Source organism: Streptomyces sp. NPDC051578 (assembly GCF_044454045.1).
Classification (GTDB): Bacteria; Actinomycetota; Actinomycetes; order Streptomycetales; family Streptomycetaceae; genus Streptomyces.
In genome coordinates this window covers 399,181-425,143 of the sequence record NZ_JBITDH010000001.1, presented here as the reverse complement: position 1 = coordinate 425,143, position 25,963 = coordinate 399,181, and the positions used below count along the sequence as shown (strand labels likewise).

Sequence of the window (25,963 nt, the reverse complement as noted above, 5' to 3'; positions counted from 1 at the left end):
CACGACAGGAAGCCAACTACCGTTTGGGAGGCTGTAGATGGCCGCTGCCGCGATCATTGCGATGCCCAAGAAGAAGCCACTGCCGGCCGGGCTGCCGCGCGAGTGGTACGAGAGCCACAACCGCCGCCTCAAGGCGATGCGGCTGGCGATATCCCTGCTCGACACGGGGACGTACGACGCCAAGCGCGCCACCAACCGCAAGATACGGACCATGGCGGTCCGGGTGGGCATCCACCGCCCGTCCAACACCACCTGCCGGATGGTGCGCTCCTTCATCCGCGACGGCGGCTGACGCCTCGGCGGCGGGGGCCGGCCGGCCCGTTCCGGGGGCGGGTCCGGGGGGCCGTTCCGGGGCCGGATCCGAGGGCCACGGAACGGGCCCTCGGATCCGGCTACTCCGGTACGGCACCGGCCCCCACCGCCGACAGCACCAGCACGGCCACGTCGTCGCGCGGCCCGCCGTCGGTGAAGGCCAGCAGGTCCCGCCACACCGCGCGCGGCAGTCCCTCCGGATCCTTCACCAGCACCGGGACCCGCTGCGCCAGCGGGTAGAAGTGCCCGGCGGCGTCCCGCGCCTCCGTCACCCCGTCGGTGTGCACGAGGAGCCGGTCGCCCGGCAGCAGCGGGACCTCCGTGAGCCCGGTCGGCGCCGGGCCCGCGAGCCCGAGACCCAGCGGCGGGCCGGGTTCCGTGGCCAGCTCGCAGGCCACGAAGTCCCGCAGCAGCAGCACCGGCGGATGCCCGCAGGAGACGATCCGCACCACGTCCCGTTCCGGCGGGAACTCCAGCAGCACCGCCGTCGTGAACAGCTCCGGGTGCTCCTCGCCCCCGTTCGAGGCGTCCTGCACCAGCCGCCGGTCCAGCCGGGCCGCGACGGCCTCCAGGCCGGGGTCGTCCAGCACCGCCTCCCGGAAGGCGCCCAGCAGCGCGGCCACGGTCCCGACCGCGGCCAGCCCGTGACCCTGTACGTCGCCCACCACCGCCCGCACCCCGTACGGCCCGGCCCGTACGTCGAACAGGTCGCCGCCGACGAGCGTGCCGCGCTGGGCCGCCCGGTAGAGGCCGTCACAGCGCACCCGGCCCACGCGCTCCGGCACGGGGGGCAGCAGCGCCAGCTGCGCCGCCTCGGCGACGGTACGGACGCTGACGAGCTGTGCGTCCCGCCGCCGCCGGACCCAGGCGATGACCACGCTGAGCAGACCGACGGTGGCCACGGTGGCCAGGTCGGCCCCGCGGGCGTGCCCGACGCCCAGCTGGGGGAAGCCGAGCAGCACCAGCACCACGACCGCGAAGGCGGCCGTCACGGTGGCCCCGTAGGAGAAGGCCGCCACGGCCGGGAGCGCGGCCAGGAAGTAGCCGAGCTCGGCGACGCCGGGGGTCAGCCACTGGACGCCGGTCAACACCACCAGGGCCACCAGGGGCGCGGCCCGGGCCCAGCGCGGCGGCGGCGCACCGCGCAGCCAGCCGGGCTCCTCGCGTCCGTGCATCACCCCTCCACCCTGGCGCCGGTGACCGCCCCCCGCACGCCGGGTGGCCCCGAACGCGCCGACACCGCACAGTGGCTCCGTGGCGGAAACGGCGGACACCCGCAGCGGGGCCATCAGCACCCGGCTGAACTGGCTGCGGGCAGGGGTGCTGGGCGCCAACGACGGGATCATCTCCACGGCGGGCCTGGTGGTCGGGGTGGCCGGGGCGACGACCGCGCGCGAGACGATCCTGGCGGCGGGGGTGGCCGGGCTGCTGGCCGGGTCCTTGTCGATGGCGGCGGGGGAGTACGTGTCGGTCAGCTCCCAGCGGGACTCCGAGCGGGCCGCGCTGGAGGTCGAACGGCGGGAGCTGGCGCAGGAGCCGGACGCGGAGCTGGAGGAACTGACCGCGCTGCTCGCGCAGCGGGGGCTGAGCCGGGAGCTGGCCCGGGAGGCGGCCGAGCAGCTGACGGAGCGCGACGCTTTGCGGGCGCACGCGCGGGTGGAGCTGGGGATCGACCCGGACGAGCTGGCCAACCCCTGGCACGCCGCGTGGGCCAGTCTGATCGCCTTCACGGTGGGGGCGGTGCTGCCGTTGCTCGCGATCGTCCTGCCGGGGCCTTCGGCGAGGGTGCCGGTCACGGTGGCGGCCGTACTGACGGCGCTGACGCTGTGCGGAGCCGCCGGCGCCCGCCTGGGCGGCGCCCCGCCGGGCCGGGCCATCCTCCGCAACGTCCTCGGCGGCGCCCTGGCCATGGCCGTCACCTACGCGGTGGGAACCCTCCTGGGCGACACGTCCTGACGCCCCCGCGCCCGCCCGCCGGCGGGTCCGTCCCGCACACTGGGCCCATGCGCATCGCAGTCACCGGATCAAGCGGGCTCATCGGCAGTGCCCTCGTGCGGGACCTCCATGCAGACGGCCACGACGTCGTGCGTCTCGTGCGCCGCGCCCCGGCGCGGCACGGGGAGGCGCTGTGGGACCCGGCCGGGGGCTACGTGGACCCCGCCGGGCTCGCCGGCTGCGAGGCCGTGGTGCACCTGGCCGGCGCCGGGGTCGGGGACCACCGGTGGACGGCCGCCTACAAGCGGGAGATCCGCGACAGCCGCGTGCTCGGCACCGCCACGATCGCCCGGGCCGTCGCGGCGATGGAGCAGCCCCCGGCCGTGCTCGTCAGCGGCAGCGCCGTCGGGTACTACGGCGACACCGCCGACCGCACCGTCGACGAGGACGCCCCGGCCGGGGAGGGGTTCCTGCCCTCCGTGTGCGTGGAGTGGGAGGCCGCCGCCGCGCCCGCCCGGGCCGCCGGGATCCGAACCGTCTTCGCCCGTACCGGCCTCGTGGTCTCCGCCGAGGGCGGGGCCTGGGGCAAGCTCTTCCCGCTCTTCCGCGCCGGACTGGGCGGCCGGCTCGGCAACGGCCGCCAGTACTGGTCGCACATCTCGATGCACGACGAGGTCGCCGCCCTGCGCCACCTCATCGACACCCCGGGCCTCGCCGGCCCCGTCAACCTCACCGCCCCCGAGCCGCTGACGAACCGTGAGGTCACCGCCGCGATGGGCCGCGTCCTGCGCCGCCCGGCGGTGTTCGCCGTCCCGGCCCCGGCGATGCGCCTGGTCCTCGGGGAGTTCGCCCACGACGTGCTCGGCAGCCAGCGGGTGCGGCCCACCCGCCTGCTGGAGTCCGGCTTCGTCTTCCGGGACCCGGACATCGACGCCTCGATCCGGGCGGCCCTGGCCGGGCAGGCCTGAGGGCCGCCCCGTAGTCCCCGGCGGCCCGGGGGAGCGCCGGCCGCCCATGTGCGACCGTTCGTGACCCGTATGCGACCGCCATGCGACCGGAGTTGTGCGCAATACCCCACAGCACTTGGGTTCTGCCGCAGCCCGAGTGGGGAAGGAGGACCCCACACAGCCGCGCCGACCTCGGGGAGGGGCACGTGCTCAGCAGCGCACACCATGCGGACGTCGTCATCGTAGGAGCCGGAGTCTCAGGACTCGCGGCCGCACACCACCTGATCGCCCAGGGGGTCACCGTCACCGTGCTGGAGTCCGCCGACGACCCCGGCGGCCGCATGGCCACCGAGTCGGCCGACGGATTCCGGCTCGACCGGGTCGGCCAGCTCCTGAACACCTCGTACACCGAACCCGCCCGCACTCCGGGCCTGGAGGCCCTCACCCTGCGCACCTTCGCGCCCGGCGTCCTCGTCCACGGCGCCGACGGCAGGCAGCAGCGCGCCGGGGCCCTCACCCCCGCCCGCGCCCTGGCCAGCGGCTCACTCGACCAGGCCCGGCTCAGCGCCGCCCTCGCCCGACTCGCCGCCCAGCCCGAGGAGCGTCTGCTCGCCCGGCCGGAACGCACCGCCCTCGCCGCCCTCACCTCGCGCGGCCTGCCCCCGCGCACCCTGAACGGCGTACTGCGCCCCCTCCTGGCCGCCTTGCTGCGCGACCCGGGGCTCACCACCTCCAGCCGCGTCGCCGACCTCGCCCTGCGCGGCTTCGCCCGGGGGCGGCTGGCCGTCCCCGAGGGCGGCGCGGCGGCCCTGCCCGCCCTGCTCGCTGCCGGCCTGCCTCCCGGCACCGTGCGCACCGGGGTCCGCGTCCGCTCGGTGGCGACCAACCTGGTCACCACCGACGAGCACGGCGACTTCGGCTGCCGCTCCGCCGTCCTGGCCACCGGCGCCCGGGCCGCCGCCGGGCTGTTGCCCGGGCTGCGGGTACCCGACTTCCACGACGTCACCGTCCTGCACCACGCGACGCCGGCCGCCCTGCCCTGGGACGGCTCGCTGCTCCTGGACGCCGACCCGAGGTGGCCCGTCGCCCACACCACCGTGATGAGCGCCGTCGACCCGACGCGCGCCCCCGCCGGACGCGGCCTGGTCACCACCACCGTGCACGGACCGCCGCCGCCCGCGCGGACGGTCGCCTCCCGGCTGGCCCGGCTCTACGACACCTCCACCCGGGACTGGGAGCTGCTCGCCGTCCACCACACCCCGGAGGCGGTGCCCGCCATGCCCCCGCCCTACGACATGCGGCGCCCCGTGCGGGTGCTGGCCGGGCTGTACGTGTGCGGGGACCACCGGGACGCCAACACCGTCCAGGGCGCCCTGCACTCCGCCCGCCGCGCCGCGGCCGCCGTCCTGCGCGACTTCGGCATCCCGGTGCCGGCCGCCACCGAGCGCCCGCTGCGGGTGGCGGCCTGAAACCACCGCCGCCCACCGCGGGGCCGGTCTGGGACCACCGCCGCCCACTGCGGGTGGCGGCCTGAAACCACCGGTTCCCGGCCGGGTCGCGGCGGCTCACGCCATCGCCGCGACCCGGTCCCGGTAGGTCCGTACCGCCGGGGCGTCCCGGTACGGCTCCAGCCGCCGCTCGAAGTCCCGCACGTACTCCACCGCGCGCACCGAGCGCATCTCCATCGCCTGCTGCGCCGCCTCCGCGCCCAGCGCGCACGCCTGGTCCAGCTCACCCAGCCCCAGCCGGGCCGTGGCCAGCACCACCCGGCAGAACAGGCGCGAGCGCGCGTACGCGGGGGCCCGCAGCTGGAGGGAGCGCTCGGCGTGCTGCGCCGAGGCCCGGTACTGCTGCAGGTCCCGGTGGCAGTGGCCGAACTCGTCGGCGAGCTGCGCCTCGTCGTAGTCGCGCGCCCAGTGCGGCACTTCGTCCCCCGGGCGGGCCGCCCCCAGCGCCCGCTCGGCCCGCACCAGTGAGGCCGTCGAGGCGCGGACCTCCCCGAGCACGGCGTGCCCGCGCGCCTCCGCCGAGTGCAGCAGCGCCTGCACCACCGGCGGCGGCCCCGATCCCACGCCCTGCTGGGCGACCCGGGCCAGCTGCACCGCCTCCCGCCCGTGGCCGAGGTAGACCGCCTGCCGGCTCATCGTCACCAGCACGTACGACCCGTACGGCCGGTCCCCGGCCGCCTGCGCCAGGCGCAGCGCCTGCACGAAGTACCGCTGGGCCAGTCCGTGGGCGGCGATGTCGTACGAGGTCCAGCCCGCGAGCCGGGTCAGGTCGGCGGCGGCGGAGAACAGCCGGCGTCCGGTGGTCTCCCCGTAGGTACCGCGGAGCATGGGCTCGGCCTCGTGCTCCAGGTACCGCACCAGGGCCTGGCGGGCGTGCCCGCCGCCGTAGGCGTGGTCCAGGGCCCGGAACAGCTCGCTCACCGACCGCAGCGCCGCGATGTCACCGCCCGTCACCCGCTGCCCGGGGCCGCGGTCGATCTGCCGCTGCCGGGGCACCGAGGTGCGGCCCTGCATCGGGACGCGGGCGGCGGCGGCCTCCGCGCCCCGCCCGACCCGCTCGTCGGCGCGGCCGATCAGCCAGTCCCGGCTGGGGACGACCAGCCCGGCCGGGGTGAAGGCGATCTTGCGCAGCTCGGCGTGGGAACCGGAGTCCTTGCGCCACAGCCCGCTCGCGATGTCCACGGCCTCCTCGGGGGTGGCGGCGAACTCCAGCCCCGCGTAGACGGGTGCGCAGGCGTCGAGCCCCAGGTCCTGCGCCGACAGCCGCCGCCCCAGGCGCCGGGTGAAGACCTCCGCGATCAGCGCGGGGGTGGTGCCGCGCGGCTGCTGCCCGCGCAGCCAGCGGGTCACGGAGGTCTTGTCGTACCGCAGATCGAGACCGTGCTCCAGGCCGAGCTGGTCGACGCGGCGGGCGAGCCCGGCGTTGGAGAACCCGGCTTCGGCGATCAGCGCCGCGAGCTGCCGGTTGGGGACACGCTGGGCAGGTCGTTCCGTCATCGGCTCCACGGTTCCTGACGTGACGGACCGGAGTCACCGGCCCTGTGAACGGCGTGAATGTAGCGGCGAACTCCGCCCGTACCGCCCGCTCTGTCCCACATTCATCCGATCGTGTGCAGAACGATCCCGGGGGTGGACAAACCGGCGTGACCAGGAAGTATCCAAGCGGCCAATATGACCTGACGGCCGGTGTCAGTCCCGGCCGTCACGGCGCAGCCGTGCGCCGCGGCGGCGGCCGATGGGTGCGTGCGGGGGCCTTAGCAGCCCGTCGCGTCCTCGCACGCAGGGCAGGGCTCAGGCCACCCCTTCGTGTGTACGAGCGGGATGACCCTTTACGGATCGGGCCGCTCCGCCCGCATAGGCTGACGGCATGACCCGCCGTACCACCGGGGCGCCGTTCCGAGGCGACTGCGCAGAGTCCGCCGCCCCGCTGCCCGCGCCCGAGCTGACCGAGGCCGAGTGCCGGCGGTGCGGTACGTACATCGCCGGGCTCGACGGGCGGTACGCCTGCGGGGTGTGCGGCTGGGTCAACGACCACTCCGAGGGGCACCGGCGGCTGCCGCGCGCCGAGGAGGACCCGGACCGGCCGCCGAAGGGGCGCCGGCGGCCCAGGCCGGGGCCCTGAGGGGCCGCGCCGGGACGGCCGTACCCTTGCTGGTGCGATACGTGCACACAGCAGGTTCAACGAGGAGGCGCTGCGGTGACTGACCTTCGGTTTGTCCATCTGGGCTTCGGGCCGGATTACGTCGAGTACACCGAGGCCTGGGAAGAGCAGCGCCGCGTCCACGCCGCCCGCTTCGCGGACGAGATCGACGACACCTGCCTGCTGCTGGAGCACCAGCCCGTCTACACCGCGGGCCGGCGCACCGACGACAGCGAGCGGCCCCTGGACGGCACGCCCGTGGTCGACGTGGACCGCGGCGGGAAGATCACCTGGCACGGCCCCGGCCAGCTGGTCGGCTACCCGATCATGAAGCTGCCCCGACCGGTCGACGTCGTCGCCCATGTCCGCCGCCTGGAGGACGCACTGATCCGCACCGCCGCCGAGTTCGGCCTGGAGACCACGCGGGTGGAGGGCCGCAGCGGCGTGTGGGTGCTCGGCGACCCCGTGGAGCAGCGCCCGAAGCTCGGCGGCCTCTCCCTCGACTTCGACCCCCGCCTGCACGACGAGGAGTTCGACCCCCGGCTGAACGGCCCCGAGTACGCCCCCTCCAACGCCGGCCAGCGCCGCGAGGACCGCAAGCTCGCCGCCATCGGCATCCGGGTCGCCAAGGGCGTCACCATGCACGGCTTCTCCTTCAACGTGAACCCGGACAACACCTGGTTCGACCGGATCGTGCCCTGCGGCATCCGGGACGCCGGTGTGACCTCGCTCTCGTACGAACTGGGCCGGGAGATCACCATCGCCGAGGTGCTCCCGGTCGTGGAGCGCCACCTCAAGGACGTCCTGGAGCAGGCGGAGCTCAAGCCCCGGGAGATAGAGCCGGCCGCCGGCTGACGCTCGGGAATGGGTCGGGCGGCCCCCGGGTTGCCGGACGTAAGAGCGTACGAAATTACGGGCGTACCCTGGTGGGCGCCGAAGAATCGAAGTCACAGGGAGCCGGTCGTGTCCGCAGTCGCACCCGACGGACGCAAGATGCTGCGCCTGGAGGTCCGTAACAGCCAGACCCCCATCGAGCGCAAGCCCGAGTGGATCAAGACCCGGGCGAAGATGGGTCCCGAGTACACCAAGATGCAGGCCCTGGTGAAGGGCGAAGGACTGCACACGGTCTGCCAGGAAGCCGGCTGTCCCAACATCTACGAATGCTGGGAGGACCGCGAGGCCACCTTCCTCATCGGTGGCGACCAGTGCACCCGGCGCTGTGACTTCTGCCAGATCGACACGGGCAAGCCCGAGGCCCTCGACCGCGACGAGCCGCGCCGCGTCGGCGAGTCCGTCGTCACGATGGACCTGAACTACGCCACCATCACCGGCGTCGCCCGCGACGACCTGGCGGACGGCGGTGCGTGGCTGTACGCCGAGACCGTGCGCCAGATTCACGAGCAGACGGCCGGCCGCGAGGGCGGCCCCACCAAGGTCGAGCTGCTGGCCCCCGACTTCAACGCGGTGCCGGAGCTGCTGGAGGAGGTCTTCGCCTCCCGCCCCGAGGTCTTCGCGCACAACGTCGAGACGGTGCCGCGGATCTTCAAGCGGATCCGCCCGGGCTTCCGCTACGAGCGCTCGCTCGACGTGATCACCCAGGCGCGTGCCTACGGCCTGGTCACCAAGTCGAACCTCATCCTCGGCATGGGCGAGGAGCGCGAGGAAGTCACGCAGGCGCTCAAGGACCTCCACGAGGCGGGCTGCGAGCTCATCACCATCACCCAGTACCTGCGGCCCTCGCCGCGCCACCACCCCGTCGAGCGCTGGGTGAAGCCGGCGGAGTTCGTGGAGCTGGCGAAGGAGGCCGAGGAGATCGGCTTCTCCGGCGTGATGTCCGGCCCGCTGGTCAGGTCGTCCTACCGGGCGGGTCGCCTCTACACCCAGGCGATGGAGAAGCGCAGCCGAGCTGGAGCGTAGGTTGCGGGTCCGCCCGAGGGACGAGGGCGGGCACGCGGCCGGAGCGGTGGCGAGGCGGAGCTCGACCGAGGGAACAGGGAAGCGCAGCCGAGCTGGAGCGTAGGTTGCGGGTCCGCCCGAGGGACGAGGGCGGGCACGCGGCCGGAGCGGTGGCGAGGCGGAGTTCGACCGTGGGAACAGGGAAGCGCCGCCGGGCCCGAGCGTAGGTTGCGGGTCCGCCCGAGGGCGTGCGAACGCCTGACGGCCGACCGTGTGAAGTCCCGCACAAATGGCTACCAACGGGTAACACCGCTGTGACGCGGCCCCTAGGCTCTTGAACAGAGCCCGGCGGGCCGCGTCGCCTTGTACAACGTGTCGGTCACATTTGACCCGCCGGTCATGCCCTGGTAACACCGTTCAGTGACGCTTGGTCCACGCACCGCACACACCTACGCACGCCGTCTCCACCCGTGAGCACCGTCCCGTGAGCACTGTGAGCACCGTGAAAGGGATCGACATCATGCAGGCCGCGCCCGTACGCGCCATCGCCATCCCGACCTTCTCCGACGCCTTCCGCGGCATCGAGTCGCTGCTGATGAGCGGCGCCCGCCGCAACGCGTGGACCGCGGTCCTCGAAGACCGCCGCAGGGCCAAGGACCGCGTCGAGACCGAGTACGTACTGGAGGCCGCGGCGACCCGGACCCCGCAGGCCACGTAAACTTCGCCTTATGGCGAGGAAGTCAAACGCAGAGACTGCTGCGAACCCCGGGCGACTGAAGCAGATCGCCCTGACGTACAAGATGACGCGCAAGGCCGACCCGAAGGTCGGTCTGATCGTCGCGGGCGTGGGAATCGTCACCTTCGGTGTCTTTCTTGCGATCGGCTTCCTGATCGACCACCCGGTCTACCTGGGCATCCTGGGCTTCCTGGTGGCGTTCCTCGCGATGGCGATCGTCTTCGGGCGACGGGCCGAGCGGGCTGCCTTCGGGCAGATGGAGGGACAGCCGGGCGCGGCCGCGGCCGTACTGGACAACGTGGGACGGGGCTGGACTACCACCCCGGCCGTCGCGATGAACCGCAGCCAGGACATCGTCCACCGGGCCGTCGGCAAGGCCGGTGTGGTGCTGATCGCGGAGGGCAACCCGAACCGGGTCAAGACCCTGCTCGCGGCCGAGCGCAGGAAGATGGCCCGCATCCTGCCCGACGTCCCGGTCCACGACTTCATCGTCGGCACCGGTGAGGGCGAGGTGCCGCTCAAGAAGGTCCGTACGACGCTGCTCAAGCTCCCGCGCGTCCTGGCCGGCCCCCAGATCACCCAGGTCAACGACCGCCTCCGGGCCATGGGCGACCTGATGAGCAACATGCCGGTGCCGAAGGGCCCCATGCCCAAGGGCATGCGCATGCCGCGCGGCGGAAAGATGCGCTGAGCGCGGTCCTTCCCGCACGCGAAAGTGGGGCGCCCCCCCCCCGAACCGGCCGGTTCGGGGGGCGCCCCACTTTCGCGTCCTGCTTTCGTCACTGCGGTACCGCTTCGTATGCGATCCGCGTGATCCGCTTACATGCGCACCTGGACGGCGCGGGAGAGGCGGTCGTGGAGGCCGCGGCCGTCGCGGTCCCAGACCAGGGCCGGGATGACGAGGGCCAGCAGGACCGTGCGGAGCAGCACGCGGAGGACGCCGAGGCGGCCGCCGTCCTCCGCGGTCACCCGGAGGCCGAGGATCCGCTTGCCGGGGGTGAAGCCCACGGTGGCGACCGTCAGGAACGACAGGGTCACGAAGAGGGCCAGGGTCCAGTTGCGCGTGCCGGCCATGTCGCCGTGCGTGATCAGCCCGTAGGCGATCAGCTGGCAGCCGACCCAGTCGATGGCCACGGCGCCGAGACGGCGTCCGAAGCGGGCCACCGAGCCGGGCCCCGACCGGGGCAGGCCGAGGCGCTGGCCGCGGTAGCCGAAGTCGACGCCCATCTCCTCGGCGGCCGCGCGGGGGCCGGAGAGCCAGGATCCGATTGCTTGCCTGTTGTCCACTCGACCACGGTACCGGTGGCGCTCCATGCGACCTGGACGGGGCCCTGGTTAACTTGTGCGAAACAAATGGGTCATGCTTGAGAAATCCCGTGTGCTTATGGTCGGGTCAGCGTGCGGCACCGCACTGACGCGCCACGAGCTATAAAGCCCGTCCCTGCCCCGGGGCCGGGAGTAGGAGGAGTTGGATGTTCCAGAACGCCGACGAAGTGAAGCAGTACATCGAGGAGAACGACGTCAAGTTCGTCGACGTCCGCTTCTGCGACCTGCCTGGTGTGATGCAGCACTTCACCATTCCGGCGCGGGCGTTCGACCCGGCGGAGGAGCTCGCCTTCGACGGCTCCTCGATCCGCGGGTTCCAGGCCATCCACGAGTCCGACATGGCTCTGCGCGCCGACATCAGCACCGCGCGTCTGGACCCGTTCCGCCGCGACAAGACGCTGAACATCAACTTCTTCATCCACGACCCGATCACGGGCGAGGCCTACAGCCGCGACCCGCGCAACATCGCGAAGAAGGCCGAGGCGTACCTCGCCTCCACCGGCATCGCCGACACCGCGTACTTCGGGCCGGAGGCGGAGTTCTACGTCTTCGACAGCGTCCGCTTCGCGACCACCGCGAACGAGTCCTTCTACCACATCGACTCCGAGGCCGGCGCCTGGAACACCGGCTCCGAGGAGAACAACCGCGGCTACAAGGTCCGCTACAAGGGCGGCTACTTCCCGGTCGCCCCGGTCGACCACTTCGCGGACCTGCGCGCCGAGATCTCCCTGGAGCTCGACGCCCAGGGCCTCCAGGTCGAGCGCCAGCACCACGAGGTCGGCACCGGTGGCCAGGCCGAGATCAACTACAAGTTCAACACGCTGCTGGCCGCGGCCGACGACCTGATGCTCTTCAAGTACATCGTGAAGAACGTCGCCTGGCGCAACGGCAAGACCGCGACCTTCATGCCGAAGCCGATCTTCGGTGACAACGGTTCGGGCATGCACGTCCACCAGTCGCTGTGGAACGGCGGCGAGCCGCTGTTCTACGACGAGGCCGGCTACGCGGGCCTGTCGGACACCGCCCGCTACTACATCGGCGGCATCCTCAAGCACGCCCCGTCGCTGCTGGCGTTCACCAACCCGACGGTGAACTCCTACCACCGCCTGGTGCCCGGCTTCGAGGCCCCGGTCAACATGGTGTACTCGCAGCGCAACCGCTCCGCGGCCATGCGCATCCCGATCACCGGCTCGAACCCGAAGGCCAAGCGCGTCGAGTTCCGCGCCCCGGACCCGTCCTCGAACCCGTACCTGGCGTTCTCGGCCCTGCTGCTGGCCGGCCTCGACGGCGTCAAGAACAAGATCGAGCCGATGGAGCCGATCGACAAGGACCTCTACGAGCTCTCCCCGGACGAGCACGCGAGCGTCCCGCAGGTCCCGACCAGCCTGGACGCGGTCCTCAAGGCCCTCGAAGAGGACCACGAGTACCTCCTGGCCGGCGGTGTCTTCACCCCCGACCTGATCGAGACCTGGATCGACTACAAGCGCACGCACGAGATCGCCCCGATCGCCCTGCGTCCGCACCCGCACGAGTTCGAGATGTACTTCGACATCTAAGAAGCGGCGCGCGCAGCGAAGCCCCGCCCCTCTCTCCGGAGAGGGGCGGGGCTTCGCCGTTCCCGGGCCGAGTGCGCCCGGGGCGCGGGATCAGCGCAGGAGGGGCATGGCGCCCGTGAGGGCGTGGAGGCAGCGGACGGCGAGTTCGGCGGGGGAGCCGGGGCCGGAGGCGGGGGCGTCGGTCGCCGACCAGAGTTCCAGGGCGATCCGGATGGAGTCGGTCGCGGCGGCGGCCAGCAGCCGGATCTCCACGGGGTCGGCGTCCGGGCCGGCGAGGCGGGAGATGACCGGGACCAGGCGCTCCTCGGAGTCCTGGTTCACGCGGTACCAGACCGCGCGCAGGGCCTCGTCGGTCGCTGCGGCGCGGAGCAGGCCGCGGGTGACCTCCAGGCCCTCCTCGACGGACTGCAGGTCGCTGAGCGAGCGGGTCACCGCGCGTTCCAGGGCCCGGGCGAGGGGGCTGCCGGGGTCCTCCTCGGCGAGCAGCGCGCGCCAGGCGTCGCCGCCGCCCGCGAGCAGCGGGGCCACGGCCTCCTGCTTGTTGCGGAAGTAGCGGTAGAAGGTGCGCAGGGCCACACCGGCCCGGTGGGCGATGTCCTCGGCGGTGGTGCCGTCCGGGCCGTGCTCGGCGAAGAGTTCGCAGGCGGCGCGGGCGATGTCGAGCTGGGTGGCTGCCTTGCGGCGCTCGGTCAGCGACTGCGCTCCGGGACCGGCCTGGGGGGAGTACGGACGAGGGGATCTCACGGGTGAAGCCTACCGCTCGGACATATGTCTCTTGCATGTTTTGACATGCTGGCAAAATATGTCATCGCAGGAGTACCCTTCCTCCCATGAACCGTTACGAAGGACGTCGTGTCCTCATCACCGGCGGTGGCTCCGGCATCGGCCAGGCCACCGTCCACCGCATCCTCGCCGAGGGCGGCCGCGTCCACACCGTGGACGTCAACGAAGCCGGCCTCAAGGCCACCGCCGACCAGGCCGCCGTCGACGGGCACGCGGACCGCCTGACCACCGCCGTACTGGACATATCCGACGAGCAGTCGGTCAGGACGGGTGTCACCGCCGGCGTCGGCGCGCTCGGCGGGCTGGACGTCCTCGTCAACGCCGCGGGCATCCTGCGCTCCGCGCACACCCACCAGACCACCCTCGACTTCTGGAACAAGGTCATCGCGGTCAACCTGACCGGCACCTTCCTGATGATCCGCGAGTCCCTCCCGGCGCTGCTGGAGGGCGACCGGCCGGTCGTCGTCAACTTCAGCTCGACCTCCGCGTCCTTCGCGCACCCCTACATGTCCGCCTACGCGGCCAGCAAGGGCGGCATCCAGTCGATGACCCACGCCCTCGCCGCCGAGTACAGCAAGCAGGGCCTGCGCTTCGTCTCCGTCGCCCCCGGCTCCATCGAGAGCGGCATGACCACCGGTAACGGTCCCGGCCTGCCCGAGGACACCGACTGGAGCCTGTTCACCAAGCTCGCCCCGGCCCTCGGCCAGGGCTTCGCCGGCCCGCAGACCGTGGCCGGCGTCGTCGCGATGCTGGGCTGCGAGGACGGCGCCTTCATCACCGGTACGGAGATCCGTATCGACGGCGGCACCCACTACTGAGCCGGCCGTCAGCCCCTGAACCGGTCCCACAGCCGGGGGAAGCGCTCCGCGAGCACGGCTTCGTTCTCGAAGTCCAGCGGCGTGCCCTCCGGCTCGGCCGGTTGCAGCGCGACACCCAGGTCCGGCGCCACCGCGCCCGTCAGCTGCTCGTACGCCTCGTCGGCCGCGTACCCCAGCTCCTCGCCGTCCCCGTCGATCTCCTCGTCGAAGTCGCCCAGCAGCTCCGCCAGCGAGTCCGGGTCGTGCACCCCGCCCTCGAAGACCTCCCGCCCCTGGCCGATCAGCCAGCAGCGGAAGTAGTCGAACGCGTCGTCGCTGGCCCCGTCGAGCAGCACCCAGGCGGCGCCCCACAGGTCCCAGGTGTACGCCCGGTTGTAACGGGACTCGAAGTGCCGGGCGAAATCGAGCACGGAGTCCGGGTCGAGCTGTGCGAGGCGCTCCACGAGCAGCTCGGCGTGCTCCTCGGGGTCGCCCTCGGCGGCCTCGCGGGTACTGTCGACGATCTCCCAGAACTCCGTCTCGTCCATCACGGCTCAAGCATCACGGGTCGGCCCCCGCGCCGCCACCGCTCATACGGCCAAAGGCCGGTCAACGCCCCCCGCGTGGCCGCAGGAACCGGCCACGGAAAACGCGTGAGGCGGCCCGCACCCCCCACGGGGCGGACCGCCTCACCGGCGTGGCGCGCGCGGCCTACAGGCCGTAGCGCTCCCGGGCCTCCTTGATGGCGGACGCCGGGACCTCGCCGCGGCGGGCGAGCTGGGCCAGCGCGGCCACCACGATCGACGGCGCGTCGACACCGAAGTGGCGGCGGGCGCCCTCGCGCGTGTCGGACAGGCCGAAGCCGTCCGTACCCAGCGAGGTCCAGTCCTGCTCGACCCACTGGCTGATCTGGTCCGGGACCTGGCGCATCCAGTCGGAGACGGCGAGGACCGGGCTGGTGACGCCCTCCAGGGCGCGCGTGACGTACGGGGTGCGCATCTCGCCGCGCAGCAGCGCCTCGTCGCACTCCAGCGCGTCGCGCCGCAGCTCGCCCCAGGAGGTGGCGGACCAGACGTCGGCGGCCACGTTCCAGTCGGCGGCGAGCAGCTGCTGCGCCTCCAGGGCCCAGTGGATCGCCGTACCGGAGGCCATCAGCTGGATCTTGGGGGCGTCGGCCGCCGGGGCGGACTCCAGCGAGGCGGCCGTGTTGAAGCGGTAGAGGCCGCGCAGGATGCCCTCCTCCACGCCCTCGGGCATGGCCGGCTGGACCTTCGGCTCGTTGTAGACCGTCAGGTAGTAGAAGACGTCTTCCGGCTTCTCGCCGTACATGCGGCGCAGACCGTCCTTGACGATCACCGCGATCTCGTACGCGAAGGCCGGGTCGTAGTTCAGCGACGCCGGGTTCGTGGACGCGATCAGGTGCGAGTGGCCGTCCGCGTGCTGGAGGCCCTCACCGGTCAGCGTGGTGCGCCCGGCCGTCGCGCCGACGATGAAGCCCTTGCCGAGCTGGTCGGCGAGCTGCCACATCTGGTCGGCGGTGCGCTGCCAGCCGAACATCGAGTAGAAGATGTAGAACGGGATCATCGGCTCGCCGTGCGTCGCGTACGACGTGCAGGCGGCGATGAAGTCGGCCATGGCGCCGGCCTCGGTGATCCCCTCGTTGAGGATCTGGCCGTCCTTGGCCTCCTTGTAGTACATGAGCTGGTCGCGGTCGACCGGCTCGTACGTCTGGCCCAGCGGCGAGTAGATGCCGGCCGACGGGAACAGGGACTCCATACCGAAGGTGCGGGCCTCGTCGGGGACGATCGGCACCCAGCGCTTGCCGGTCTCCTTGTCCCGCATCAGGTCCTTGACGAGCCGGACGAAGGCCATGGTGGTGGCCATCTCCTGCTTGCCGGAGCCCTTGAGCAGCGGGGCGAAGGAGCGCTCGGCCGGGGCCGGCAGGGCCACGTGGTGCACCTTGCGCGCCGGGGCCGGGCCGCCGAGGGCCGCGCGGCGCTCGTTCAGGTAGCGGACCTCGGGGCTGTCGGCGCCCGGGTGCCCGTACGGGACCTGGCCGTCGGCGAAGGCGCTGTCGGGGATCGGGAGGCCGAGGAGGTCGCGCATGTCCTTGAACTCGTCGATCGTCAGCTTCTTCATCTGGTGGTTCGCGTTCTTCGACTCGAACCCGGCGCCCAGCGTGTAGCCCTTGACGGTCTGCGCGAGGATGACGGTCGGCGCGCCCTTGTGCTCCAGGGCGGCCTTGTACGCGGCGTACACCTTGCGGGGCTCGTGGCCGCCGCGGGAGCTGTGGAAACACTCGGCGATCTTGGCGTCGGTCAGCACGGCCGCCAGCTGCACGAGCTCGGCGTCGGCACCGAAGAAGTGCCGGCGGATGTAGGCCACGTCGCGGGTCGCGTACGTCTGGAACTGCGCGTCCGGTACCTCGCGCAGGCGCCGTACGAGGGCGCCCGTGGTGTCGAGCTGGAACAGCTCGTCCCAGGCGGAGCCCCACAGCGACTTGATGACGTTCCAGCCGGCGCCGCGGAACTGGGCCTCCAGTTCCTGGACGACACGGAAGTTGGCGCGGACCGGACCGTCGAGGCGCTGCAGGTTGCAGTTGATGACGAAGGTCAGGTTGTCGAGCCGCTCGCGGGAGGCCAGGGCCAGGGCGGCGGTCGACTCGGGCTCGTCCATCTCGCCGTCGCCGAGGAAGGCCCAGACGTGCGAGTTGGAGGTGTCCTTGATGTTCCGGTTCTGCAGGTAGCGGTTGAAGCGCGCCTGGTAGATCGCGGAGAGCGGGCCGAGGCCCATGGACACCGTCGGGAACTCCCACAGCCAGGGCAGCCGCCGCGGGTGCGGGTAGGACGGCAGGCCGTTGCCGCCGGACTCCTGGCGGAAGTTGTCGAGCTGCTGCTCCGAGACGCGGCCGTCGAGGAAGGCGCGGGCGTAGATGCCGGGGGAGGCGTGGCCCTGGATGTAGAGCTGGTCGCCCGATCCGTCGGCCTCCTTCCCGCGGAAGAAGTGCTGGAAGCCGGTCTCGTAGAGCCAGGCAGCCGAGGCGAAGGTGGCGATGTGGCCGCCGACGCCGTACTTGGAGCCGCGGGTCACCATGGCGGCCGCGTTCCAGCGGTTCCACGCGGTGATCTTGGCTTCCATCTCCATGTCACCGGGGAACTCGGGCTCCGCGGAGGTGGGGATGGTGTTGACGTAGTCCGTCTCCAGCAGCTTCGGCAGGGCGAGGCCGGCGGCCTCGGCGTGCTGGAGGGTGCGGCGGAGCAGGTATTCGGCGCGGCGCGTACCGGCGGCCTTGGCGACGGCGTCGAGGGAGGCCGCCCATTCGGCGGTCTCCTCGGTGTCGCGGTCCGGGAGCTGGTCGAGCTCGCTCGGAAGCTTTCCTACGGGGTCGGACATCGGTGTGCGCCGCCTTCCGGACAAAGGAGAGGTGGTGAAGAAAATCCCTGACGGGCAGGACAGGGTCGGCGGACCCGGGTAGGGGTCCGCGTCGACTGTAAATCGCTGATCGATGATCGATCAAACGAAAGTGGCGAAGAAATGTCGATCCGGCGAAAGTCGGCACCGGGTGCCATGAAAATGGGCACCCGGTGCCGGGCAAACCGGGGCAAGCCGACCGCTCAGGCGCGGGGGGCGCACCCCAGGACGTGCCGCTTCACCAGCACGCCGATGTCCGGATCCTGATTGCGGAAGGCCTCCACGAGGGCCGCGTGCTCCTCCGCGTACGACTTCTGGACCGTGCCCAGCCACCGGATGGACAGGGCAGTGAACACCTCGATGCCCAGGCTCTCCCAGGTGTGCAGCAGCACGCTGTTGCCCGCGGCCCGCACCAGCTCGCGGTGGAAGCCCACCGTGTGCCGCACCTGCGCCGTTCCGTCCTCGGCCCGGTCCGCGTCCCACAGGGCCGCCACGTGCGGCTCCAGCGCCGTGCAGTCCGCCGCCAGGCGCGGCGCCGCCAGCTCGGCCGCGATCTGCTCCAGACCGGCCCGGACCGGGTAGATCTCCTCCAGATCGGCGGCGGAGAGGTTGCGTACGCGCACGCCCTTGTTCGGCGCCGACTCGATCAGCCGCAGCGTCTCCAGCTCGCGCAGGGCCTCGCGGACGGGCGTCTGGCTGACCTCCAGCTCGACGGCGATCCGCCGCTCGACGATCCGCTCGCCGGGCTTCCAGCGGCCGCTGACGATCCCCTCCACGATGTGCTCGCGGATCTGCTCGCGCAGCGAGTGCACGACGGGTGGGGTGATCATCGGCGCTTCATCTCCTGGGGGCGCGCGGGGCTGATGCGTAGACAATACGGCGGTGTCGGCCGACGCGAAGCGTTCCTGGTCAGGGACCCGGGGTGAGGCTGGTTACAGCGCGGGCACGGGGATGCGGGCGATGCCGGAGCACAGGACGGCGCCGCGGACGGCGCCGGGACCTGCGGACGGCGCCCGGACCGACGACGGCGCCCCCGCCCGGAAGGTTCCGGACGGGGGCGCCGTGCGCGACAGCTGTGCGGCTACCGCCGCGGCAGGCCCTACAGGCCGAGCTCGACCTCGAACTCGCCGGCCTCCAGGATGGCCTTGACGGCCGAGAGGTACCGGGCCGCGTCCGCGCCGTCCACCAGGCGGTGGTCGTAGGACAGGGTCAGGTACGTCATGTCGCGGACGCCGATGACGGTGCCCTCGGGGGTCTCGATGACCATCGGACGCTTGACGGTGGCACCGATGCCCAGGATGGCGACCTGGTTCGGCGGCACGATCACCGTGTCGAACAGCGCACCGCGCGAGCCGGTGTTGCTGATGGTGAAGGTCGCGCCCGACAGCTCGTCCGGCGTGATCTTGTTGCCGCGGACCTTGGCGGCCAGGTCGGCGGTCGCCTTGGAGATGCCCGCCAGGTTGAGGTCACCGGCACCCTTGATGACCGGGGTCATCAGGCCCTTCTCGGAGTCCACGGCGATGCCGATGTTCTCCGAGTCGAAGTAGGTGATGGTGCCCTCGTCGTCGTTGATCCGGGCGTTGACGACCGCGTGGGCCTTGAGCGCCTGGGCAGCGGCCTTGACGAAGAACGGCATCGGCGAGAGCTTGACGCCCTCACGGGCCTGGAAGGAGGCCTTGGCCTGCTCGCGCAGCTTCATGATCTTGGTGACGTCCACCTCGACCACGGAGCTGAGCTGCGCCTGCGTGTGCAGGGCCTTCATCATGTTGTCGCCGATGACCTTGCGCATGCGGGTCATCTTGACCGTCTGACCGCGCAGCTCCGACACCGCGGCCGGAGCCTGGGCGGCGGCCGGGGCGGCAGCGGCGGCGGCCGGAGCCGGGGTGGCGGCGGCCTTGGCGGCCTCGGCGGCGGCCAGGACGTCCTGCTTGCGGATACGGCCACCGACACCGGTACCCGAGACCGTGGACAGGTTGACGCCGGACTCCGAGGCGAGCTTGCGCACCAGCGGGGTCACGTACGCGCCCTCGTCACCGGCCGACGGGGCCGGGGCGGCGGGGGCGGCGGGGGCGGCGACCGGAGCCGGAGCGGCGGCCGGGGCCGGGGCCGCGGGGGCCACCGGAGCCGGGGCTGCCGGAGCCGGAGCGGCGGCCGGAGCCGGAGCCGGAGCTGCGGCCGGAGCCGGAGCCGGAGCCGGAGCAGCGGCCGGGGCCGGGGCGGCCGGAGCAGCGGCCGGGGCGGCACCGGCGACGCCGATGACGGCCAGACGGGCGCCGACCTCGGCGGTCTCGTCCTCGCCGACCAGGATCTCCAGCAGGGTGCCGGAGACCGGCGCGGGGATCTCGGTGTCGACCTTGTCCGTGGAGACCTCGAGCAGCGGCTCGTCGGCCTCGACGGACTCGCCGACCTGCTTGAGCCAGCGGGTGACGGTGCCCTCGGTGACGGACTCGCCCAGCGCGGGCAGCACGACATCGGTGCCCTCGGCGGAACCGCCACCGGCGGCCGCCTCGGCCGTCGGGGCCGGAGCCGGGGTCTCGACCTCGGTCGACGGGGCGGCCTGCGGGGCCTCCGGCGCCGGGGCGGCGGTCTCGGCGGCCGGGGCGGCGGCGGTCTCGGCGGCCGGAGCGGCAGCCTCGGCCGGAGCGCCCGTGCCGTCGTCGATGACGGCCAGCTCGGCGCCGACCTCGACGGTCTCGTCCTCGGCGACCTTGATGGAGGCCAGGATGCCGGCGACGGGCGACGGGATCTCGGTGTCCACCTTGTCGGTCGAGACTTCGAGCAGCGGCTCGTCGGCCTCGACGCGCTCGCCCTCGGCCTTGAGCCAACGGGTGACAGTGCCCTCGGACACGCTCTCTCCGAGCGCCGGAAGGGTTACGGAAACCGGCATGGTTTCGGTTGCTCCTAACGAAAGTGCGGAAGTGGTCGTCGCGCCCGTGACGATCAGTCGTGGGAGTGAAGCGGCTTGCCGGCCAGGGCCAGGTGGGCCTCGCCGAGCGCTTCGTTCTGGGTCGGGTGCGCGTGGATGAGCTGCGCGACCTCGGCCGGCAGGGCCTCCCAGTTGTAGATCAGCTGGGCTTCGCCGACCTGCTCGCCCATCCGGTCACCGACCATGTGGACGCCGACCACGGCACCGTCCTTGACCTGGACCAGCTTGATCTCGCCCGCGGTCTTGAGGATCTTGCTCTTGCCGTTGCCGGCCAGGTTGTACTTCAGGGCCACGACCTTGTCCGCACCGTAGATCTCCTTGGCCTTGGCCTCGGTGATGCCGACGGAGGCGACCTCGGGGTGGCAGTACGTGACGCGGGGAACACCGTCGTAGTCGATCGGGACGGTCTTCAAACCGGCCAGACGCTCCGCAACCAGGATGCCCTCGGCGAAGCCGACGTGCGCGAGCTGGAGGGTCGGGACGAGGTCACCGACGGCCGAGATGGTCGGCACATTGGTCTGCATGTACTCGTCGACCAGGACGTAGCCGCGGTCCATCGCGACGCCCTGCTCCTCGTAGCCCAGGCCCTGCGAGACCGGGCCGCGGCCGATGGCGACCAGCAGCACCTCGGCCTCGAAGGTCTTGCCGTCGGCCAGGGTGACGCGCACACCGTTCTCGGTGTACTCGGCCTTGTCGAAGAAGGTGCCCAGGTTGAACTTGATGCCGCGCTTGCGGAACGCGCGCTCCAGGAGCTTGGAGCTGTTCTCGTCCTCGACCGGCACGAGGTGCTTGAGGCCCTCGATGACGGTGACGTCGGTGCCGAAGGACTTCCACGCCGAGGCGAACTCGACGCCGATCACGCCGCCGCCGAGGATGATCGCGGACTCGGGCACGCGGTCCAGGACCAGCGCGTGGTCCGAGGAGATGATGCGGTTGCCGTCGATGTTCAGGCCCGGCAGCGACTTCGGCACGGAGCCGGTCGCCAGCAGGACGTGGCGGCCCTGGATGCGCTGACCGTTCACATCGACGGACGTCGGGGAGGAGAGTCGGCCCTCACCCTCGATGTACGTCACCTTGCGGGAGGCGACGAGACCCTGCAGGCCCTTGTACAGGCCCGAGATGACGTCGTCCTTGTACTTGTGCACGCCCGCGATGTCGATGCCCTCGAAAGAGGCCTTGACACCGAACTGAGCGGCTTCGCGCGCCTGGTCCGCGATCTCACCGGCGTGCAGCAGAGCCTTCGTGGGGATGCAGCCGTTGTGCAGGCAGGTGCCACCGAGCTTGTTCTTCTCGATCAGCGCAACGTCGAGACCCAGCTGGGAGGCGCGCAGCGCCGCGGCGTAACCGCCACTGCCACCGCCGAGGATCACTAGGTCGAAAACGGTGCTGGCGTCGTTCGCCACGTCACGTCCTCCATGCATGTGCGCCGGGCACCGGTCCTCTGTGACCGGGCGGCGGCTGGTATTCGGCCGCTTGTTTCTTCGGCCCTGTGGTGGGGGCCCTGTCCTGCCGAGAACCCATCTTCGCATTTGTCGGGGGAACGCGGGACGCCGGGCCCCGGCTGAGAACGGCCGTTCCGCCGGAATCAGGGTTACCAGTGCGTAGAAAACTACTGATCGTCGAGATTACGTCCAGAGCGAACGCGCCCCGGGACCTCGTGCGGGTCCCGGGGCGCGTGTTCGCTGGGCGGTGGCGTCAGCCGAGGTCGCCCGTCGCGGTGCGCTCGGCCAGCCGCACCAGGGTGCGCACGGCGGAGCCGGTGCCGCCCTTGGGGGTGTATCCGTACGGGGCGCCCTCGTGGAAGGCGGGGCCCGCGATGTCGAGGTGCGCCCAGGTGATGCCCTCGCCGACGAACTCCTGGAGGAAGAGGCCGGCCACCAGGCCGCCGCCCATCCGGACACCCATGTTGGCGATGTCGGCGGTGGGGGAGTCCATGGTCTTGCGCAGGTCCTCGGGGAGCGGCATCGGCCAGGAGGCCTCGCCGACCTCCTCGGCGATCTCGTGGATCGAGGTGCGGAAGGCGTCGTCGTTCGCCATGATCCCGAAGGTGCGGTCGCCCAGCGCCAGCACCATCGCGCCGGTCAGGGTCGCGACGTCGACGATCGCGTCCGGGTTCTCCTCGCTGGCGCGGGTCAGCGCGTCGCCCAGGACCAGGCGGCCCTCGGCGTCGGTGTTGAGGACCTCGACGGTCTTGCCGCTGTACATGCGCAGCACGTCGCCGGGCTTGGTGGCGGAGCCGGAGGGCATGTTCTCGGCGAGCGCGAGCCAGCCGGTGACGTTGACCTGGAGGCCCAGCTTGGCGGCCGCGACGACGGAGGCGAAGACGGCGGCGGCGCCGGCCATGTCGCACTTCATCGTCTCGTTGTGGCCGGCCGGCTTGAGGGAGATGCCGCCCGAGTCGTAGGTGATGCCCTTGCCGACGAAGGCGAGGGTCTTCTCCGCCTTGGGGTGGGTGTAGGACAGCTTCACCAGGCGCGGCGGGTTCTCGGAGCCCTTGCCGACGCCCATGATGCCGCCGTAGCCGCCCTTGACCAGGGCCTTCTCGTCCAGCACCTGGACCTTGACGCCGTTCTCCTTCGCGGTCGCGGTGGCGACGGCGGCGAAGGCCTCGGGGGTCAGGTCGTTCGGCGGGGTGTTGACCAGGTCGCGCGCGATGTTGACCTCGGTCGCGACGACGGTGGCGCGCTCGGCGGCGGCCTTGTGCTCCTTGTCGCGCGGCTTGGCGCCGAGCAGGGCGACCTCGGCCAGCGGCTGCTTCGGGCCGCCGTTCTTCGCGCCGTTCTTCGCGGCCTTGTCCTCGCCGCCCTGGTAGGCGGTGAAGGCGTACGCGCCGAGCAGCGCGCCCTCGGCGACGGCGGTGACGGCGGAGGCGTCGTCCAGGGGAAGGGCGAAGGCGGCCTTCTTGGAGCCGTGCAGGGCGCGGGCGGCAGCGCCGGCGGCGCGGCGCAGGGCCTCCTCGTCGTACGACTCGTCCTGTTCCGGCAGGGAGCCGAGCCCGACGGCCAGCACGACCGGGACCTTGAGACCGGCGGGTGCGGGCAGCTTGGTGACTTCGCCTTCGGCGCCCGAGGCACCCATGGCGTCGAGCACGGCGGCCAGCTTTCCGTCGAACGCCTTGTCCACGGCCTCGGCGCCCGCGGCGACGACGGGCCCCTTCGGGCCCTTCGCCACGCCGACCACGAGGGCATCGGCGCGGAGCGTCGCCGCGCCGGCAGTGCTGAGAGTCAGAGCAGTCACGGTGGTGAAGTCTCGCTTCCGTTTGTGTATGTGTGCGCTGCGGTCGCGTCAGGGTCGCCGGCCGCTCCGCAGCGATCGTATTCGGGCGCGGCGGCACCCGGAAACGAGCCTACGCGTACGCGGTCGTCCGTACGTCACTCGAAGGTTTGGCAAGTTGTTCGACGGGACCACTGACAGGTTCACCCATCTGTGGTCTCTGTTCCAGGTTTCAGCTTTAGACCTGACGAGGTCCGAGAGACTCGACCCACTCTCGCAAGGGGGCGTGGGGTCCCTTTGCATGATTTCCACAGAGCCTCCCCGGCCGGCCGTCCGCCATGGCCGTCGTCGAGGGAGCCTGCGGGGGGAAGGCCGAAATGGTCAGCAAGAGCAGGAACCGGATGAACAGGCTCGCGGCCGCGATGGCCGCGACCGCGCTGATGTCCGTGGTGGTGCCCGCGGCGACCGCCCAGGCGGCCACCGTCGTACCGCGCATCGACCTGAGGGTGCTGGTCGTCGACGACGGCGGCAGCTCGGTCGCGGCGATCACCGCCGAACTCCGGGACACCGGAGTCCCCTACACCCGCGTCGACCTGGGCAGCAGCAGCCGCCCGGTCATCGACGCGGCCTTCCTGAGCGACACCGTCGACGGCCGGCCGCGCGCCAAGTTCCAGGGTGTCGTCCTGCCCAACGAGAACCCCTTCGGCGCGGGCTCCGCCGAATCCGCCGCGCTCACCGCCTACGAGACGACGTACGGCATCCGCCAGGTGGACGCCTACACCTGGGCCCACCCCGAAGTCGGCCTGGAATACACCGACAACGGCGGATACAGCGGCACCCTCGACGGCACCCGGGCGGCCGTCACCGCCGCGGGCCAGGCCGGCCCGTTCGGCTACCTGGGGGGACAGGTCACCTTCGAGGACAACTCGCCGCTGATCCCGGAGAGCTACGGGTTCATCGCCAAGCCCCGCACCGGCTACACCAGCTACCTCGACGCCCCCGTCGGATCGGGCCGCGCCTCGCTCGTGGGCGAGTACGCCCACGACGGACGCAGCGAACTGGTCGTCACCTTCGGCTACAACCAGTACCAGCAGCAATTCCGGCTGCTGGCCCGGGGCATCGTCGAATGGCTGACCCAGGGCGTCCACCTCGGCCAGGAGCGCAACTACTTCGCGGTCCACGTCGACGACGTCTTCGCCCCCGACGCCCGCTGGGACCAGACCCTCAACTGCACGCCCGGCGACTACGCCTGCGCGGGCGGCGAGGGCAAGGAGAGCACCATCCGGATGACCGCCGCCGACGCCCAGTACGCGGTGCAGTGGCAGAAGAGCAAGAACTTCAAGCTCGACATGCTCTTCAACGCCGGCGCCGGGGAGGAGTGGAAGACGGAGAACGGCGGCACCGACGCCCTGACCGCGCAGCTCGTCGCGGACCGGGCCCAGTTCCGCTGGATGAACCACACCTACACCCACCTGTTCCTCGGTTGCGTCCAGGACGTCACCACCGTCCCCTGGACCTGCACGAAGAACGCCCAGGGCGCCGTCAACTGGATGAGCCGCGCCGACATCTCCGCCCAGATCCGCGACAACAACAACTGGGCCGCCGCCAAGGGCATCACCACCGACCGCTCCGAGATCGTCACGGGCGAGCACTCCGGCCTCAAGACGCTGCCGCAGCAGACCGTCGACAACCCGAACCTGGCGGGCGCGTTCGCCGACAACGGGATCAAGTGGGCGGGCAGCGACAGCTCGCGCGAGCCCGGGCAGCGCGCGGTCGGCGCCGCCCTGACCGTCCCTCGCTACCCGATGAACGTGTACTACAACACGGGCACCAACGCGGAGATGGCCGACGAGTACAACTGGATCTACACCAGCCGCGCCCAGGGCGGCAGCGGCGCCTGCGAGGACAACCCGGCGACCTCCACCTGCCTGCCCGCCCCGCTCGACACCGGCACCGGCTACCTCGACTACATCGTCCCCACCGAGGCCCGCACCGCCCTGCGCCACGTCCTGGACAACGACCCGCGCCCGCACTACGTCCACCAGTCCAACCTCGCCGAGGACCGCACCCTCTACCCGGTCCTCAACCAGGTGCTCGACACCTACCGCACCCTGTACGCCCCCAGCGCCCCGATCGTGAACCAGAGCATGAAGGACTCCGGCGTCGAACTCGGCCGCCGTGCCGCCTGGGACGCCGCCCTCGCCGCCAACAAGGTCACCGCCTACCGCATCGGCAAGGACGTCACCGTCAAGGCGCCCTCGGGCGTGGTCGCGCCCGTCACGGCGCCCGTCGGAACCAAGAAGCAGCTCCTGCTCGGTACCGCGGACTTCGGCACCGCGTACGCCGGCACCCGCTCCGCGTGGACGTCCCCGGAGCTCCTCCAGTCGGCGGTCACGCTCAAGCTGGCCTGACGGCCGCCCCGGCCGTCCGCCCGGCCGAACCGCTCCATCCGCACGCGTACGCAGCATCACCTTGCG

The 25,963-nt window shown here is 71.9% G+C and carries 22 protein-coding genes; 12 read left to right on the top strand and 10 right to left on the bottom strand.

The features are described 5' to 3' along the window. Positions 1–37: 37 nt before the first annotated feature. A complete protein-coding gene (locus ACIA6C_RS01935) occupies positions 38–292 on the top strand; it encodes a hypothetical protein (RefSeq protein WP_361136249.1) in 255 nt (84 codons plus the stop codon). A gap of 100 nt (positions 293–392) precedes the next feature. On the opposite strand, the gene ACIA6C_RS01930 is transcribed toward ACIA6C_RS01935, so the two are convergent. Continuing rightward, on the bottom strand, positions 393–1,487 hold the full coding sequence (locus ACIA6C_RS01930) for a PP2C family protein-serine/threonine phosphatase (RefSeq protein WP_366081857.1): 1,095 nt from the start codon (positions 1,485–1,487) through the stop codon (positions 393–395). A 79-nt stretch (positions 1,488–1,566) separates the two neighbouring features. Here ACIA6C_RS01930 and ACIA6C_RS01925 point away from each other — a divergent pair, with 79 nt between their 5' ends. The 3 genes from ACIA6C_RS01925 to ACIA6C_RS01915 all read left to right on the top strand — a co-directional run bounded on the left by ACIA6C_RS01925 (position 1,567) and on the right by ACIA6C_RS01915 (position 4,663). Then, the gene (locus ACIA6C_RS01925) at positions 1,567–2,268 is read left to right on the top strand and encodes a VIT family protein (RefSeq protein WP_399272216.1); all 702 of its coding nucleotides are present in this window, start codon (positions 1,567–1,569) and stop codon (positions 2,266–2,268) included. Between the two features lie 47 nt (positions 2,269–2,315). Next, positions 2,316–3,215 (top strand): TIGR01777 family oxidoreductase, encoded by a 900-nt coding sequence (locus tag ACIA6C_RS01920; RefSeq protein ID WP_399272214.1) that lies wholly within the window; start codon positions 2,316–2,318, stop codon positions 3,213–3,215. Positions 3,216–3,400: 185 nt separating this feature from the next. Further along, entirely contained in the window at positions 3,401–4,663 is a 1,263-nt protein-coding gene (locus ACIA6C_RS01915; protein WP_399272212.1) for an FAD-dependent oxidoreductase, read from the top strand. Positions 4,664–4,759: 96 nt separating this feature from the next. On the opposite strand, the gene ACIA6C_RS01910 is transcribed toward ACIA6C_RS01915, so the two are convergent. Next, positions 4,760–6,199 (bottom strand): regulator, encoded by a 1,440-nt coding sequence (locus ACIA6C_RS01910; RefSeq protein ID WP_366081853.1) that lies wholly within the window; start codon positions 6,197–6,199, stop codon positions 4,760–4,762. A gap of 370 nt (positions 6,200–6,569) precedes the next feature. On the opposite strand from ACIA6C_RS01910, the gene ACIA6C_RS01905 reads away from it, so the two are divergent. The 5 genes from ACIA6C_RS01905 (at position 6,570) to ACIA6C_RS01885 (ending at position 10,165) form a co-directional block, all read left to right on the top strand. Continuing rightward, complete coding sequence (locus ACIA6C_RS01905) at positions 6,570–6,824, top strand: hypothetical protein (protein ID WP_366081852.1); 255 nt, start codon at positions 6,570–6,572, stop codon at positions 6,822–6,824. 75 nt (positions 6,825–6,899) lie between these two features. Beyond that, entirely contained in the window at positions 6,900–7,697 is a 798-nt protein-coding gene (gene lipB, locus ACIA6C_RS01900; protein WP_366081851.1) for a lipoyl(octanoyl) transferase LipB, read from the top strand. A 108-nt stretch (positions 7,698–7,805) separates the two neighbouring features. Continuing rightward, entirely contained in the window at positions 7,806–8,759 is a 954-nt protein-coding gene (gene lipA, locus ACIA6C_RS01895) for a lipoyl synthase (RefSeq protein ID WP_399272209.1), read from the top strand. 499 nt (positions 8,760–9,258) lie between these two features. Next, positions 9,259–9,456: a hypothetical protein gene (locus tag ACIA6C_RS01890; protein WP_361136631.1), complete on the top strand. Its 198-nt coding sequence runs from the start codon at positions 9,259–9,261 to the stop codon at positions 9,454–9,456. Positions 9,457–9,466: 10 nt separating this feature from the next. After that, positions 9,467–10,165: a DUF4191 domain-containing protein gene (locus ACIA6C_RS01885; RefSeq protein WP_361136232.1), complete on the top strand. Its 699-nt coding sequence runs from the start codon at positions 9,467–9,469 to the stop codon at positions 10,163–10,165. Between the two features lie 128 nt (positions 10,166–10,293). Here the strand turns inward: ACIA6C_RS01885 and ACIA6C_RS01880 are convergent, their stop codons facing one another. Beyond that, the gene (locus tag ACIA6C_RS01880; protein WP_366083073.1) at positions 10,294–10,761 is read right to left on the bottom strand and encodes an RDD family protein; all 468 of its coding nucleotides are present in this window, start codon (positions 10,759–10,761) and stop codon (positions 10,294–10,296) included. Between the two features lie 185 nt (positions 10,762–10,946). Between ACIA6C_RS01880 and glnA the strand changes: the two genes are divergently transcribed. Next, on the top strand, positions 10,947–12,356 hold the full coding sequence (gene glnA / locus ACIA6C_RS01875; RefSeq protein ID WP_366083072.1) for a type I glutamate--ammonia ligase: 1,410 nt from the start codon (positions 10,947–10,949) through the stop codon (positions 12,354–12,356). A gap of 90 nt (positions 12,357–12,446) precedes the next feature. On the opposite strand, the gene ACIA6C_RS01870 is transcribed toward glnA, so the two are convergent. Next, positions 12,447–13,100, bottom strand: a complete 654-nt coding sequence (locus ACIA6C_RS01870; protein WP_399272206.1) for a TetR/AcrR family transcriptional regulator — start codon at positions 13,098–13,100, stop codon at positions 12,447–12,449. A gap of 86 nt (positions 13,101–13,186) precedes the next feature. Between ACIA6C_RS01870 and ACIA6C_RS01865 the strand changes: the two genes are divergently transcribed. Next, entirely contained in the window at positions 13,187–13,957 is a 771-nt protein-coding gene (locus ACIA6C_RS01865; protein WP_399272204.1) for an SDR family NAD(P)-dependent oxidoreductase, read from the top strand. 8 nt (positions 13,958–13,965) lie between these two features. Here the strand turns inward: ACIA6C_RS01865 and ACIA6C_RS01860 are convergent, their stop codons facing one another. The 6 genes from ACIA6C_RS01860 to ACIA6C_RS01835 form a co-directional block, all read right to left on the bottom strand. Further along, positions 13,966–14,484: a DUF4240 domain-containing protein gene (locus ACIA6C_RS01860; protein WP_361136195.1), complete on the bottom strand. Its 519-nt coding sequence runs from the start codon at positions 14,482–14,484 to the stop codon at positions 13,966–13,968. Between the two features lie 163 nt (positions 14,485–14,647). After that, the gene (aceE, locus tag ACIA6C_RS01855) at positions 14,648–17,329 is read right to left on the bottom strand and encodes a pyruvate dehydrogenase (acetyl-transferring), homodimeric type (protein WP_399272202.1); all 2,682 of its coding nucleotides are present in this window, start codon (positions 17,327–17,329) and stop codon (positions 14,648–14,650) included. A 221-nt stretch (positions 17,330–17,550) separates the two neighbouring features. Further along, positions 17,551–18,174, bottom strand: coding sequence for a GntR family transcriptional regulator (locus ACIA6C_RS01850; protein ID WP_361136197.1), 624 nt, complete (start codon positions 18,172–18,174; stop codon positions 17,551–17,553). A gap of 272 nt (positions 18,175–18,446) precedes the next feature. Further along, positions 18,447–20,234 (bottom strand): 2-oxoglutarate dehydrogenase, E2 component, dihydrolipoamide succinyltransferase, encoded by a 1,788-nt coding sequence (gene sucB / locus ACIA6C_RS01845; protein ID WP_399272200.1) that lies wholly within the window; start codon positions 20,232–20,234, stop codon positions 18,447–18,449. A gap of 53 nt (positions 20,235–20,287) precedes the next feature. Further along, the gene (gene lpdA, locus ACIA6C_RS01840) at positions 20,288–21,676 is read right to left on the bottom strand and encodes a dihydrolipoyl dehydrogenase (protein WP_399272198.1); all 1,389 of its coding nucleotides are present in this window, start codon (positions 21,674–21,676) and stop codon (positions 20,288–20,290) included. A gap of 292 nt (positions 21,677–21,968) precedes the next feature. Beyond that, entirely contained in the window at positions 21,969–23,510 is a 1,542-nt protein-coding gene (locus ACIA6C_RS01835) for a leucyl aminopeptidase (protein WP_366081591.1), read from the bottom strand. 377 nt (positions 23,511–23,887) lie between these two features. Here ACIA6C_RS01835 and ACIA6C_RS01830 point away from each other — a divergent pair, with 377 nt between their 5' ends. Then, the gene (locus ACIA6C_RS01830) at positions 23,888–25,897 is read left to right on the top strand and encodes a hypothetical protein (RefSeq protein ID WP_399272196.1); all 2,010 of its coding nucleotides are present in this window, start codon (positions 23,888–23,890) and stop codon (positions 25,895–25,897) included. The last annotated feature ends 66 nt before the right edge of the window (positions 25,898–25,963 follow it).

Excerpts from the sequence above, each read along its gene's own strand:
- ACIA6C_RS01830 (WP_399272196.1), top strand. The coding sequence starts at position 23,888 with ATGAACAGGCTCGCGGCCGCGATGGCCGCGACCGCGCTGATGTCCGTG.
- ACIA6C_RS01920 (WP_399272214.1), top strand. The coding sequence starts at position 2,316 with ATGCGCATCGCAGTCACCGGATCAAGCGGGCTCATCGGCAGTGCCCTC.
- aceE (WP_399272202.1), bottom strand. The coding sequence starts at position 17,329 with ATGTCCGACCCCGTAGGAAAGCTTCCGAGCGAGCTCGACCAGCTCCCG.
- ACIA6C_RS01905 (WP_366081852.1), top strand. The coding sequence starts at position 6,570 with ATGACCCGCCGTACCACCGGGGCGCCGTTCCGAGGCGACTGCGCAGAG.
- ACIA6C_RS01885 (WP_361136232.1), top strand. The coding sequence starts at position 9,467 with ATGGCGAGGAAGTCAAACGCAGAGACTGCTGCGAACCCCGGGCGACTG.
- ACIA6C_RS01935 (WP_361136249.1), top strand. The coding sequence starts at position 38 with ATGGCCGCTGCCGCGATCATTGCGATGCCCAAGAAGAAGCCACTGCCG.
- ACIA6C_RS01910 (WP_366081853.1), bottom strand. The coding sequence starts at position 6,199 with ATGACGGAACGACCTGCCCAGCGTGTCCCCAACCGGCAGCTCGCGGCG.
- ACIA6C_RS01865 (WP_399272204.1), top strand. The coding sequence starts at position 13,187 with ATGAACCGTTACGAAGGACGTCGTGTCCTCATCACCGGCGGTGGCTCC.
- sucB (WP_399272200.1), bottom strand. The coding sequence starts at position 20,234 with ATGCCGGTTTCCGTAACCCTTCCGGCGCTCGGAGAGAGCGTGTCCGAG.
- glnA (WP_366083072.1), top strand. The coding sequence starts at position 10,947 with ATGTTCCAGAACGCCGACGAAGTGAAGCAGTACATCGAGGAGAACGAC.
- ACIA6C_RS01860 (WP_361136195.1), bottom strand. The coding sequence starts at position 14,484 with ATGGACGAGACGGAGTTCTGGGAGATCGTCGACAGTACCCGCGAGGCC.
- ACIA6C_RS01890 (WP_361136631.1), top strand. The coding sequence starts at position 9,259 with ATGCAGGCCGCGCCCGTACGCGCCATCGCCATCCCGACCTTCTCCGAC.
- ACIA6C_RS01930 (WP_366081857.1), bottom strand. The coding sequence starts at position 1,487 with ATGCACGGACGCGAGGAGCCCGGCTGGCTGCGCGGTGCGCCGCCGCCG.